The sequence below is a fragment of the Chitinimonas sp. genome, assembly GCF_036568685.1.
Taxonomy (GTDB): Bacteria; Pseudomonadota; Gammaproteobacteria; order Burkholderiales; family Chitinimonadaceae; genus Chitinimonas.
Genome location: NZ_DATCSC010000125.1, coordinates 40,260 through 53,031 on the forward strand (window position 1 = coordinate 40,260; position 12,772 = coordinate 53,031).

The window sequence follows — 12,772 nt, forward strand, 5'->3', positions numbered from 1 at the left end:
ACCGCCATGCCCCGCCACGCGTGGAGCGGCGCGCCCGAAACCGCTAAAATGGCGTTTTCGGGGAACGGAGCCTAGCGCGCTGACCCGCCCCGCCGGACACACAACCGAGGAGAACACCATGTCCATGGCCGACCGAGACGGTTTTATCTGGTACGACGGCAAGCTGGTCGATTGGCGCGAGGCCAATACCCACGTGCTAACCCATACGCTGCACTACGGTTTGGGGGTGTTCGAAGGCGTGCGCGCCTATGAAACCAGCAAGGGCCCGGCCATTTTCCGGCTTGACGACCACACCGACCGCCTGTTCAACTCGGCCAAGATCCTGGGCATGAAGCTGCCCTACAGCAAGGCCGAGATCAACGAGGCCCACAAACTGGTGGTGCGCGAGAACAAGCTGAAGTCCTGCTACTTCCGTCCCATGGCCTTCTATGGCTCGGGCAAGCTGGGCGTGGCCCCGCCGGTGGACGACGTGCACGTGATCGTGGCCGCCTGGCCCTGGGGCGCCTATCTCGGCACTGACGGACTGGAGAAAGGCATACGCGTGAAGACCTCGTCCTTCACCCGTCACCACGTCAACGTGACCATGTGCAAGGCCAAGGCCAACGGCAACTATATGAATTCCATCCTCGCCAACACCGAGGCCACCCGCGACGGCTACGAGGAAGCGCTGCTGCTGGACGTGGACGGCTATGTGGCCGAAGGCTCGGGCGAGAACATCTTCGTGATCCGCAAGGGCAAGATCTACACCCCTGATCTGACCAGCTGCCTCGCCGGCATCACTCGCGACACCATCTTCCAGTTGGCCGCCGAATTCGGTTACGAGGTGATCGAGAAGCGCATCACCCGTGACGAAGTGTATATCGCCGACGAAGCCTTCTTTACCGGCACCGCCGCCGAGGTCACCCCCATCCGCGAACTGGATGGCCGCCCCATCGGCGAAGGCGTGCGCGGTCCGATCACCGCCCAGCTGCAGGCTGCCTACTTCGCCGCGGTCAAGGGCGAATCGGCCAAGCACGCCGGCTGGCTGACCCTGGTCTGACCCATCCCCATATCACCCACCTGGCGGGCCGCTTGGCCCGCCTAGCAACAGGAAAGCAACATGAGCCAACTCAAGGAAAACACCCAGACCCACATTGAAGTCGAGGCCAAGGACCTGCCGCTGTACTGCCCCATGCCCGACATGCTGAAGTGGAACGCCCATCCGCGCGTGGTGATCCCGGTCGGCAACACCGGCGAGGCCCTTTGCCCCTACTGCGGTACCAAGTATGTGCTCAAGGGCGGTCCGGCCGGGCACGGTCACTAATTGAACGCAATCCCCAAGGCTGAATAATTTGACCTCGCGGTACCGCATACTCGTCATCGCCCCGGCCTGGGTCGGCGACAGCGTCATGGCCCAGCCGCTGTACCAGCGGCTCAAGCAGTACCACGCCGACGCGCACCTGACGGTGATGGCGCCGGACTGGACCCTGCCCCTGCTGGAGCGGATGCCGGAAGTGGATGCCACCCTGCGCAATCCCTTCGGCCACGGCGCGCTCAAGCTCGGCAGCCGTTGGAAGCTGGGGCGCAGCCTGCGTGGCCAGTTCGAGCAGGTGATCGTACTGCCCAATTCGCTCAAGTCGGCGCTGGTACCCTGGTTCTCGGGCACGCCGCTACGTACCGGCTTTGTCGGCGAATCGCGTTATGGCCTCTTGAACGACGCCCGCAAGCTGGACCCCAAGGCATTGCCGCAGATGGTGGAACGCTTCGCCATCCTGGCCGAAGCCGATGGCAAGCCCCTGCCCCGGCCGGTGCCACCGCCACGCCTGACGGTACAGCCAGAAGCCCAGCAGGCGGCACTCTCGGCACTGGGTCTCTCTGCCGAGCGGCCGGTGGTGGCCTTCTGCCCCGGCGCCGAGTTCGGTCCCGCCAAGCGCTGGCCGGCCCGCCATTTCGCCGAGCTGGCCAAGCGGCTGACCTCGCAGGGCTTTGCGGTCTGGCTGTTCGGTTCCGGCAAGGACAAGGCAGAAACCCAAGCCATCGCCCAGATGGCCGGCGTACCGCTGGAGGATCTGGCTGGCCGCACTTCGCTGGCCCAGGCGATCGACCTGCTCTCGTTGGCCCACCTGGTGGTGACCAACGACTCCGGCCTGATGCACGTGGCCGCCGCCCTGCAGCGTCCAGTCGTAGCGCTGTATGGCTCCAGCAGCCCGGAATTCACCCCGCCCTTGAGCGACCGGGCCGAGATCGTCTCCCTCGACCTCGAATGCAGCCCCTGTTTTGAGCGGACCTGTCCGCTCAAGCATTTCGACTGCATGGAAAAGCTCGATAGCGATCTGGTCGAGGCAGCCATTGCGCGGACCCTAACCAAGCCGCCGGGCACGCCAGCCAGCCCCTACATTCCTATCATTCAGGCCTAAGGGGCATGGAGCATGAAAAAAGCGCCCTCCAGGGGCGCTTTTTTCATGGCAATCGCCGGGTTACAAGGTCCAGGAGCCCTTCACGAACACCTCGTTCTGCTTGCGCCGGCCATAGGCGTCAAGCTCGTGCGAGTTGGCAATGGTAGCCCCCACGTAGAGCGCCTTGCTCAGGCCCTGCTTGTGGGCATACACCAGCGACCAGGTGTTGTGCTTGTCGCCCCGGCTGACCGGCTGGGCGTAGGCGGCCTGGTTACGCTCCAGCAGACCGTGCTGCCAGATCAGCCGAGCGGTATCGCGGGCGCTGAAGTGCCAGATCGAGTTCCACTGATAAGCCAGTTCCTTGTAGGCCCGGTTGCCGGTGACCTTGCCGCCGTCCACCCAGACCTGATCGAGGTTCTGCTCCAGCTCGAAGCGCTCATGCAAGCGCATACGGGCGAATACCGACAACAGCCCACCCTTGCCAACCCGGTTGTTCTCATAGTCGATCTGATCACCCAGCTCCAGGGTGACCGTCAACCGATTGAGCAGCTTCGAGGGGGCACCATCGGCCGCGATGTGCAGGAAGTCGCGCTTGAGCAAAGGCCCGTCCGCCGCCAATCGCACCCGCTCGTTGCCATGCCACTCCAGATTGAAGAAGCTGTCGTACGGCCCGGCCAGGAAGAGCCCAGGCGTCAAACGCCGCGACACCACGCGCCTGTCACGGTCTTCCACATACTCGGCGTTGAGATATGGATTGCGCTCGCGCCAGTCACCTTCGAAGCCGAACTTGCGGTTCAGCTCTCCATAGAAGCTGCGTATGCCGGTCTGGGTGATAAAGCCGTCATCGGCCCGGAAGTCCTGGCCGATGTCGTTGTAGCGGGCCAGATAGTTCCAGTTTTCGGTCTGCTGGGAAGCATCCAGGAACAGGGCATGGCCGTCGCGCAATTCGCCCTTGGCCAGATTGCCATCGGCTTGCAGCTGGGCCGTGGTCTCGCTCCACAGGAGCTGGCTGCGTATACGGGTATGGTCATCGAACTGCCAGGTCGCCTCCCCGCCAGCCACGCGGTTGTAGCCGCGCCCTTCGGTCAGGGTTCGGTCGGTAAACAGCCCGCCGAACAACCAGTCGCCGCGCCGCAGATTGCCGTGGGCGATGGTCGCCTGTGACTTGAAGTCCTGCGAGGCAAAGCCGTTGCCGTAGGCGCCTGGCATGACCACCAGACCACCACCATCATCGCGCGTGGTCAGGACGGTCATGTCGGCCGTCTCGCCGCGCCAGGTGGCGCGACCACCCCAGGCCGGGTCGGTAATGGCCCGGCTATGGATGACCTGCAGCATGCCCTGCTGCGGATCCGGCGCCTGCAGAAGGTCCGCCCCTTCCAGGAAGAAGGGGCGCTTCTCGGGGAAGAACACGGCGAAGCGGCTGTTGCCGGCCAAAGCCGGGGTATCGAGTTCAACCTGGGAGAAGTCAGGGTTGACCGTCAGGTCCAGCACCCAGTCAGAACGCGGCCGCACCTTCACGTCCATGGACACGGCTACTTCATGGTCGCTGGTCTTGCTGCCATCAGGCTCGGTTTTCTCCGAGCGGCGGAGCAAAAGCTGCGGGGTGACCGACCAGTTCAATTCCTGCGTGGGTGGCGTCATCCCCGAGAGCGGCGCGCTGTAGCAAAGGAAGCAGTGGGTATCGCGCGGTATGGGGCCGCTAGTCAAACGGTAGCGATCGCCGCGCGTCATGCTGCGCAACACCATTACCCGCCATTCCTTGCCGCTGTTGTTGTAGGCCAGCGCCGAGAAGGGGATGCGCAATTCGCTCACCCAGCCATCGGCGGTACGGCCGGATGCCGCCTCGAACTCATAGTCCGGCGAGAAATCCTCGCCGCCGGTATCGGTATACATGCCGTCACCGATGGCGCCGCGCGGATTGACGCGGAAAAACTGGGCGGACTTGCTGTCGCCGGCCGGGTCCAGATAGAAGACAAAGAAGTCCTGGTCACCCACCACCTTGTCGCGGCGGGCGAAGGGTTCACGGATCTCGGCCGGATTCGGGTCTTTGGCCTCCAAAGCCACGTAAAGGTAGCGGCTATCATAGGCAAAGCGCACCGCTGTGCCCTGCATCGCAGGGCGCAGGTCATTGGGGGTATGTTCAAAGAATTCGCTGTTGCGCGGCACCTTTTGCCAGACGGCCTCGTCCAGTTTTCCGTCCAGCACAATCTGTTCACCTTCGCCCAGGTGGTAGGCATTGAACGGAGCTGCTGCGGCGGGGAGCGCGAAAGCCAGCGCCAGCAACAGGGTCAGCTTCTTCATGGCGACCTTTCTTAACTGTTACAAACTGTAAAGAGCGCGGACTATATAGAAGCCCAACAAAAGAATCGCCGCCGGTGCGACGAAGCGCAGGCGGCGGCGATGAGCGGTGCAGCAAGGTAAAGCCGGGAACCGCTAACAAACCCCAGCGAAGCGGTGCTTAATCGCGGAAGTTCTGGTACTGCAGCGGAAACTCCTCAATCGACTTGCGCACCAGGGCGATCGTGTCCTGCAGGATGTCGCGCTTGGCGCCGCTGACGCGGACGGCGTCGCCCTGGATGCTTGCCTGCACCTTGAGCTTGGAGTCCTTGATCACACGCACGATCTTCTTGGCCAGCTCAGTCTCGATGCCAACCTTGACCGTGATGACCTGCTTGACCTTGTTGCCGCTGATCTTTTCCAGCTTGGCTTCATCCAGGCAGCGGGTATCGACGCCACGCTTGGCAAACTTGCCGAGCAGGATCTCCTTGACCTGTTCGAGCTGGAAGTCGTTGTCGGCAAACACCGTCAGCACCTTCTCAGCCTGTTCGATACGGGCATCCGAACCCTTGAAATCGAAACGGTTGCCGACTTCCTTATTGGCCTGCTCAACCGCGTTCTTCACTTCCACTTCGTTGACTTCGGACACGATGTCGAAAGACGGCATAATCTTGCTCTCCTGAAGACCGGACGTGATCCGGCCAAAAACCGATAAAAACCTGATTTTACCCGAGCCCGCCATGAAGCAGCCCACCCCAGTCGATGATTTCACCCGCAAAACCGCCAGCCAGGTGGTCTACCAGATATTTCCAGAGCGGTTTGCCATCGGCGGCGGGCTCAGCAGCGAGGCCAAGCTGGCCCAGCCGGCCTATGATCTGCCGGGTGCGGTCAAGCGCGGCTGGGACGAAAGCACGCTCAACCAGCCCTGGGGCCAGCAGTTCTATGGTGGTGACCTCGACGGCATTGCCGATAAGCTGGACTATCTGACCGATCTGGGCGTGACCGGCGTCTATCTGACCCCGGTCTTCAGCGCGCCCAGCAATCATAAATACGATGCGACCGACTTCTTCAGCATCGACCCGATGTTCGGCGGTGAAGCGGCGCTCAAGCGTCTGTTGGCCGCCCTGCACAGCCGCGGCATGACGCTGACACTGGATGCGGTTCTCAACCATGTTTCCGACCAGCACCCCTGGTTCCTGGCAGCCCAGGCCGGGGATGCCACGATGCGCGACTGGTTCACCTTCCGCGCCGACGGCAGTTATCTGTGCTGGCAGGACTACGGCCTGATGCCCGAGCTCAACTTGGCCAACCCGACGGTGCGCGACGTGCTCTACCGTCAGCCGCGCAGCCTGGTGCAGCACTGGCTGGCACAGGGCATAGACAATTGGCGCTTCGACGTGGCGCAGGATGTGGGCATACAGGTGGCGCAGGAAATGGCCGCCTGCGTGGGCCGCAACTACCCCGAAGCCGGGCTGCTGGGCGAGCTGAACGGCTACTCCGGTGCCTGGTTCCAGGCCGGCGGCGGCTTTCACGGCATGATGAACTACTGGTACCGCACTGCCACCTTGGCCTGGCTGGCTGGCGAGATCGACGCGGTGCAGATGAACCGCTCGCTGCAGGACGCGCGCGAGGGCTACGGCTTGAACGGCCTCTTGTGTTCCTGGAATATGCTCTCCAGCCACGATACCCCGCGACTGATCACCACGGTGGGCAGCGTGGAGAAGGCCCGCCTTGCGCTCCTGATGCAGCTGACCATGCCCGGCGTCCCCCTGATCTACTACGGCGAGGAGATAGGCATGGAAGGTGGCGCCGACCCGGATTGCCGCCGGCCCATGCGCTGGAATGAGGCCGAGTGGAACCTGGCGCAACGCGATTGGGTGAAGCAGCTGATTGCCATCCGCCAGGCCAACCCGGCGTTGCAATATGGCGATGTGACCGTACTGGGCGACCGGCTGGCTGGCAACGCGTTGGTCTTCCTGCGGCACACCAACATCGCTGGCGAAGCGGCATTGGTTATCGTCAACCTGGCCGACACCCCGCTCGAAACCCGTTTACTGCTGCCTTATTCGCACTGGTACGACGGCGTCCCCCTGCGCGACGCACTGGGCAATGCCGGCGAGGCAAGAATGCAGGCCGGCAGCGTACAGCTGGCTATCCCGCCGCGCAGCGCCGCCGTCTATGAGGCGGTGGAGCCTTATAAAAACTACACCTTCTTCAAACCACGCAATCTGCGCTGAGCAAAACGTTTAGACTGGGGGCAGAGACAGGGCGCAGCGACCAGAGGTTAAACGTGGCGGACACGGCATCACTCTACAAGCGGAAAGTACTTTTGTTGGCGCAGAAGTTCTTTATCCAGGACAACCGGAGCGAGCTGCTGCTGTGTGCCCACAAGTACGACTTCGACATCCGTTTCTTTGATCAGATGGCGGACTTTGTCGCAGCAGCCACCCAGTCGGGCCAGGAAGACCTGTTCGTGGTGGACCTCGATGTACTCTACAACATGCAGCTCGACAACAACCGCACCATGTTCTTGAGCGACCTGCTCAAGCGCCTGCCTGAGCAGCATCACTACGTCTACTTGCAAACCGAAAAACAGAGCGGCCGCTTCCTCTTGCAGCGCATGCTGGTCGAACACCGCTGCCTCGCCTACGCCGACAAGCCGATCGCCAACGATGTACTGGTGGACAAGCTCTACAACCTGTTTGCCAAGCGCCGCCAGGATGAAACCAGTCGGGTACTCTATCTGGGCGATGAAGCCTGTTTCGACCTCGACCTGCTGGACGCCCACCATATCGAGCTGCTGGCCCATGCCGACGTGCAGACCTTGCATCTGCGGCTCAAGCAGAGCCAGGCTGCGGTGGTGGTGATCGAGGACAAATACTTCCTGCGCACCGAGGTCATCGTTCAGGTGCTCAAGCGCAACATGGAGGTCGACCCCAGCCTGGAGATCGTCATGCTGCAGGGTACGCCCGACCCGGCGCTGGCGCGGCGAGCCATCGAGGGCGGCTTTGACGAAATCATGCTGCGTAAGGACCGTGACGTGCTGACCCGGCAGTTGGTCAACCGCGTTGGCAAGATCCGGGTCAACAAGGACCTGATCAGCAAAGACAGGGCAACCGGCCTTTTGAACAAGATCGGCTTCCAGCTGCGCGCACAGGAGCAGATCCGGCGCGCGGCCGAGGCCAATGTACCGCTGGCGCTGGCGGTCATTGATATCGACAAGTTCAAGACCATCAACGACACCTGGGGCCACTACTTCGGCGACATCGTCATCAAACGCCTCTCCCTGTTGCTGAGCGGCCAGATGCGGGCGCAGGACCTCTTGAGCCGCTTTGGGGGTGAAGAGTTCGTCATGCTGCTATGGGACTGCTCCCCCCAACAGGCCTATGAACGGCTAGATCAGATGCGGCAGGGCTTTGGCGCCGTCGTGTTCGAGGTGGAACCCGGCCAGAGCCGGCAGTTCTCCTTTAGCGGTGGGCTTGCGGCCTACCCCGCCATCCGGACCGAAAACGAACTCTTCCTTCAGGCCGACGAACGGCTTTACGACGCCAAACAGGCCGGCCGCAACCGCATCGTCGCCTGACCCCCTGTCATCCGACACTGAAGCTCAGGCTGTCTTCGGGTTCGAATGAACCCATCCCCTCGGCCGGGGTCCCAGCTCAGCCGTTGTGGCCACCGTGCTCCCTTTCACCCTGCCATTGGGCCGACGGTATGCATGGAAGCGATGCATGAGCGGGCACGGGCCTGTAGAATGCCGCCGACCTCGCCAGGCCGTGGCGAGCAGCACCCCCATTCGTAGTGGAGATTTCATGCGTCACCTGATCCTGGCCGCCATGCTGGCCGCCATCGGCAGCACCGGCTATGCGACTGCCGCCACCAAGCCCGGCAAGCCCGCCGCAGCCCCCAAGGCCCCCGCAGTCATCGACGTAAAGGTTCGTGACTTCTCCGGCCGCTTTATGGACTTCTACGAGGCAGCCAGCCGCCCAATGCCGGTCGTGCCGGCAGCCCCGGCCCAGCCTGTCCCGGCTGACGGCAAGCAAGCCGCCCCCGCCACCCCGCCGGTACCGCCCGTACCGGTCGAAACCGAAGAGGAACGCCGCTGGCGCTTCTACAAGCTGGGTTATGACTTTGCCCCGCTGACCGGTAACGATGCCAGCCGCCCCTTGCTGAACAACGCCTGGCCGCGCTATGCCGCCGTGGTGCCGCAGATCAAGACCGGCTTCGATGGCGTCGCCGCCGAGCTGAGCAACCTGAATGAGAACCTGGGTGCACGTATCGGCGTCGAGAAGCCCCTGGCGCTGCGCTACATCACCTACGTCGGTCTCTTTGACGGTAAGGTCTGGAGCGAACTCGACGGTGACCGCACCAATATCTACATTCCGCTCGAAGTCAGCGCCGATACCCGCGCCCTGCCGCTGGCCCGCATCCTCGGCCGCCTGATGCTGGACAAGACCGCCGTGTTCGGCAGCCAGCCGCGCAATCTGGCCGAGCTGCTGATCGCCGAGGGCGTCTACGCCCATATCTTGCAGGAGGTCGCACCCGGCAAGCCGCTGGAGAGCTACCTTGATCTGAGTGCGGAGCAGTTGGCCAAAGCTCGCGAAGCCCGCAAGGCCGACCTCAAGAGCATCATCGACAAGCTGGCCGATGGCAGCATGGTGCCGACCTACGCCAGCGAGCAGATTGCCCTGACCCGCTATGCCGGCTGGCAGCTGGTCGAGAGCTTCCGCAAGGAAAACGTCAGCTACGCCGACCTGATCCGCCAAAAGCCCACCGACCTGGTGAAGAGCTGCCAGGTGGAAATGGCCAAGCTGATCCTGCGGGCCAAGTAAGCCATCCCGCTCCACAACAAGGCCGCCCCAGGGCGGCCTTGTTGCTTTGTGTTTACCTGGGCCGCCCATCGGCAGGCGGCATTGCGTATCATGCAAGCTGATACGCCGAACTCAGGATGAAACGCCGCCATGGCGGAAGACAGCGACCTCGAACGTACAGAGGACCCCAGCCCCCGAAGACTGGAGGAGGCCCGCGCCAAGGGTCAGATCGCCCGCTCTCAGGAGCTGGTGACCTTTTCCGTGCTGATCACCGCGGTGGTAGCCATGATGAGCCTGGGTGGCGCCATGTTCGACGCACTGAAGCGGGTGATGGTGGCCAACCTGCGCTTCGAGCGCGCCACCATCGACGACATGGACCAGCTGCTGACCCACTTCTCGCAGGCCTGCTTCGATGCACTGATGGTGGTACTGCCTTTTGCCGGCGCCATTGCGGTGGCGGCAGTCCTGGCCTCTATCGTGCTCTCCGGCTGGCTATTCACCTGGGATGCCATTGCCCCCAAGTTCAACAAGCTCAATCCCATGAATGGATTGGGCCGTATTCTCTCGGTCCGCAGCCTCGTCGAGATGGTCAAGGCCATCCTCAAGTCATCCCTGATCGGCGGCGTTGCCGTGGCGACCATCTGGTCCCAAAAGGCCGAGGTGGTCCAGCTGATCGCCATGTCACCGTTCGAGAGCCTGGCCTACCTCTATCAACTGATCAAATTCACCATGCTTATGGTGGTGGGCTCAATGGCGGTGATTGTACTGATCGACGTGCCCTACCAATTGTGGGACTACAAACGCAACCTGCGCATGACCAAGGAAGAGGTCAAGCAGGAGCACAAGGAGTCGGAAGGTGATCCGCAGGTCAAGGCCAAGATCCGCCAATTGCAGATGCAAGCGGCGCGTCAGCGCATGATGTCGGAGATTCCCAAGGCCAATGTGATCGTCACCAACCCGACCCACTATGCGGTGGCGCTGCGCTATGACGAGAAGATGAAGGCGCCGCAGGTAGTGGCAAAGGGCTCCTTTCTGCTGGCCGAGCGCATTATCGAGATCGGCAAGGACAACAAGGTTCCCATACTGCGGACACCGCCACTGGCACGGGCGCTCTACCACCACGCAGAGTTGGGCGAGGACATTCCCACCGGGCTCTATTCCGCGGTAGCCGAGGTATTGGCCTATATCATGCAGCTGGCGCACTACAAGCGCCACGGTGGCCATGAGCCGAGCCTGGCCACCTCGCTGCCGGTGCCGGCCGAGCTTGACCCAGGCGGAGAAGCATAGAAAGCCTCCCGGGCCCTGACCACGGACAAACAAAAAGGCAGCCTTGCGGCTGCCTTTTTGCGTGCTGGGCTCAGCTTGCGCTGGGCGATCAGCCCTCCGCGGCGCGGGTAGCGCGCTTGCGGTCGTGCTCGTTCAGGTGACGCTTGCGGATACGGATGCTGACTGGAGTGATTTCCACCAGCTCGTCATCATCGATGAACTCCACGGCCGACTCCAGGGTCAGCTTGATCGGCGGGGTCAGGCGCACGGCTTCGTCGGTGCCGGAGGCACGCACGTTGGTGAGCTTCTTACCCTTGATCGGGTTCACGATCAGGTCGTTATCACGGCTATGGATACCGATGATCATGCCTTCGTACAGTTTGTCGCCCGGGCTCACGAACATACGGCCGCGATCTTCCAGGTTCCACAGGGCGTAGGCCACGGCTTCGCCGTTCTCTTGCGAGATCAGCACACCATTGTGGCGGCCCGGCAGGTCTGCCTTGACCGGACCGTAGTCATCGAACACGTGGCTCATCAGGCCGGTACCGCGGGTCATGGTCATGAAGTCGGACTGGAAGCCGATCAGGCCACGGGCCGGAATGCGGTACTCGAGGCGGGTACGGCCCTGGCCGTCCGACTCCATGTTGGTCAGCTCGCCACGACGGCGACCGATTTCTTCCATGATGCCGCCCTGGTGTTCATCTTCCAGGTCGATGGTCAGGTTTTCGTATGGTTCGCACTTCTCGCCATTGATTTCCTTGTACACCACGCGCGGCTTGGCGACGGCCATTTCAAAGCCTTCGCGACGCATGCTTTCCAGCAGGATGGTGAGGTGCAGCTCACCACGGCCCGAAACGCGGAACACGTCGGCGTCGCTGGTGTCTTCGACACGCAGAGCCACGTTGGTCAGTAGTTCCTTGGTCAGGCGGTCGCGGATCTGGCGCGAGGTGACGAACTTGCCTTCGGTACCAGCCAGCGGCGAGGAGTTGACCATGAAGTCCATGGTCAGGGTCGGCTCATCCACGGTCAGCATGGGCAGACCAACCGGGGTTTCCTTGTCACAGATGGTGACGCCGATACCGATGTCTTCGAGACCCGAGATGATGATGATGTCGCCAGCTTCGGCGCCTTCCACCGGCACGCGCTCCAGGCCCTGGAAGCCCAGCACCTGGTTGATACGGCCGTTGGCGACCTGCTGCTCATGGTTCATCACTACGACCTGCTGGCCCGGCTTGATGCGGCCATTCAGCACGCGGCCTACGCCCAGGCGACCGGTGTAGGTCGAGTAGTCCAGCGCAGCCAGCTGCAGCTGCAGCGGCGCATCCGGGTTGCCCGGGGGGGTCGGGACGTGCTTGAGCACGGTCTCGAACAGCGGACGCATATTGTCCGAGGTCTCGGCCAGGTCCAGCTTGGCAAAGCCATTCAGGCCCGAAGCGTAGATGATGGGGAAGTCCAGCTGCTCATCGGTCGCGCCGAGCTTGTCGAACAGGTCGAAGGTCTGGTCCACTACCCAGTCAGGGCGGGCACCGGGACGGTCGACCTTGTTGATCACGACGATGGGGCGCAGGCCCAGGGCCAGTGCCTTCTTGGTCACGAAGCGGGTCTGCGGCATGGGGCCTTCAACGGCATCCACCAGCAGCAGTACGCCGTCCACCATACCCAGCACGCGTTCCACTTCACCGCCGAAGTCGGCGTGACCCGGGGTGTCGACGATATTGATGTGGGTGCCTTCGTAGTCGATGGCGGTGTTCTTGGCCAGAATCGTGATGCCGCGCTCTTTTTCCAGATCGTTGCTATCCATCACGCGTTCATCAACCTGCTGGTTGTCGCGGAAGGTACCGGATTGGCGCAGCAGTTGGTCCACAAGGGTCGTCTTCCCGTGGTCAACGTGAGCGATGATGGCGATATTACGTAGTGCGCGGCTCATAGAGAAACCTGTCTAGTTCGAATCTGGAAACCCGCGATGTTAACACGTTGCCACTACCGCACTGCACAATCTCTGCAGAAAGTCTTTGTGTTTTCCGTTTGTTTTCAGCATAATGCGCG

The 12,772-nt window shown here is 62.3% G+C and carries 10 protein-coding genes; 7 read left to right on the forward strand and 3 right to left on the reverse strand.

Features of this window, described 5'->3' with window-relative positions; genetic code table 11:
• Positions 1 to 118 precede the first annotated feature (118 nt).
• Genes VIM95_RS17795 through waaF form a run of 3 tightly spaced genes read left to right on the forward strand, consistent with a single transcriptional unit; the run spans position 119 to position 2,396 of the window.
• On the forward strand, positions 119 to 1,039 hold the full coding sequence (locus VIM95_RS17795; protein WP_331988404.1) for a branched-chain amino acid transaminase: 921 nt from the start codon (positions 119 to 121) through the stop codon (positions 1,037 to 1,039).
• Positions 1,040 to 1,099: 60 nt separating this feature from the next.
• Positions 1,100 to 1,303, forward strand: coding sequence for a zinc-finger domain-containing protein (locus tag VIM95_RS17800; RefSeq protein ID WP_331988406.1), 204 nt, complete (start codon positions 1,100 to 1,102; stop codon positions 1,301 to 1,303).
• A gap of 28 nt (positions 1,304 to 1,331) precedes the next feature.
• A complete protein-coding gene (waaF, locus tag VIM95_RS17805) occupies positions 1,332 to 2,396 on the forward strand; it encodes a lipopolysaccharide heptosyltransferase II (protein ID WP_331988408.1) in 1,065 nt (354 codons plus the stop codon).
• 60 nt (positions 2,397 to 2,456) lie between these two features.
• On the opposite strand, the gene VIM95_RS17810 is transcribed toward waaF, so the two are convergent.
• Together VIM95_RS17810 and VIM95_RS17815 are read right to left on the reverse strand one after the other, a co-directional pair.
• A complete protein-coding gene (locus VIM95_RS17810; RefSeq protein ID WP_331988410.1) occupies positions 2,457 to 4,676 on the reverse strand; it encodes a carbohydrate binding family 9 domain-containing protein in 2,220 nt (739 codons plus the stop codon).
• Positions 4,677 to 4,833: 157 nt separating this feature from the next.
• Complete coding sequence (locus tag VIM95_RS17815) at positions 4,834 to 5,319, reverse strand: YajQ family cyclic di-GMP-binding protein (protein ID WP_331988411.1); 486 nt, start codon at positions 5,317 to 5,319, stop codon at positions 4,834 to 4,836.
• 73 nt (positions 5,320 to 5,392) lie between these two features.
• Here VIM95_RS17815 and VIM95_RS17820 point away from each other — a divergent pair, with 73 nt between their 5' ends.
• From VIM95_RS17820 to flhB, 4 genes are all read left to right on the forward strand, one after another.
• Positions 5,393 to 6,889, forward strand: a complete 1,497-nt coding sequence (locus VIM95_RS17820; protein WP_331988413.1) for an alpha-amylase family glycosyl hydrolase — start codon at positions 5,393 to 5,395, stop codon at positions 6,887 to 6,889.
• Positions 6,890 to 6,981: 92 nt separating this feature from the next.
• A complete protein-coding gene (locus VIM95_RS17825; RefSeq protein ID WP_331988415.1) occupies positions 6,982 to 8,235 on the forward strand; it encodes a GGDEF domain-containing protein in 1,254 nt (417 codons plus the stop codon).
• 226 nt (positions 8,236 to 8,461) lie between these two features.
• A complete protein-coding gene (locus VIM95_RS17830; RefSeq protein ID WP_331988417.1) occupies positions 8,462 to 9,481 on the forward strand; it encodes a hypothetical protein in 1,020 nt (339 codons plus the stop codon).
• Positions 9,482 to 9,610: 129 nt separating this feature from the next.
• Positions 9,611 to 10,747: a flagellar biosynthesis protein FlhB gene (gene flhB / locus VIM95_RS17835; RefSeq protein ID WP_331988419.1), complete on the forward strand. Its 1,137-nt coding sequence runs from the start codon at positions 9,611 to 9,613 to the stop codon at positions 10,745 to 10,747.
• A gap of 88 nt (positions 10,748 to 10,835) precedes the next feature.
• On the opposite strand, the gene typA is transcribed toward flhB, so the two are convergent.
• Positions 10,836 to 12,653 (reverse strand): translational GTPase TypA, encoded by a 1,818-nt coding sequence (gene typA, locus VIM95_RS17840; protein WP_331988421.1) that lies wholly within the window; start codon positions 12,651 to 12,653, stop codon positions 10,836 to 10,838.
• Positions 12,654 to 12,772 lie beyond the last annotated feature (119 nt).

Coding starts and splice junctions, on each gene's coding strand:
- typA (WP_331988421.1), bottom strand. CDS start 12,653: ATGAGCCGCGCACTACGTAATATCGCCATCATCGCTCACGTTGACCAC.
- VIM95_RS17820 (WP_331988413.1), top strand. CDS start 5,393: ATGAAGCAGCCCACCCCAGTCGATGATTTCACCCGCAAAACCGCCAGC.
- VIM95_RS17810 (WP_331988410.1), bottom strand. CDS start 4,676: ATGAAGAAGCTGACCCTGTTGCTGGCGCTGGCTTTCGCGCTCCCCGCC.
- flhB (WP_331988419.1), top strand. CDS start 9,611: ATGGCGGAAGACAGCGACCTCGAACGTACAGAGGACCCCAGCCCCCGA.
- VIM95_RS17800 (WP_331988406.1), top strand. CDS start 1,100: ATGAGCCAACTCAAGGAAAACACCCAGACCCACATTGAAGTCGAGGCC.
- VIM95_RS17795 (WP_331988404.1), top strand. CDS start 119: ATGTCCATGGCCGACCGAGACGGTTTTATCTGGTACGACGGCAAGCTG.
- VIM95_RS17815 (WP_331988411.1), bottom strand. CDS start 5,319: ATGCCGTCTTTCGACATCGTGTCCGAAGTCAACGAAGTGGAAGTGAAG.
- VIM95_RS17830 (WP_331988417.1), top strand. CDS start 8,462: ATGCGTCACCTGATCCTGGCCGCCATGCTGGCCGCCATCGGCAGCACC.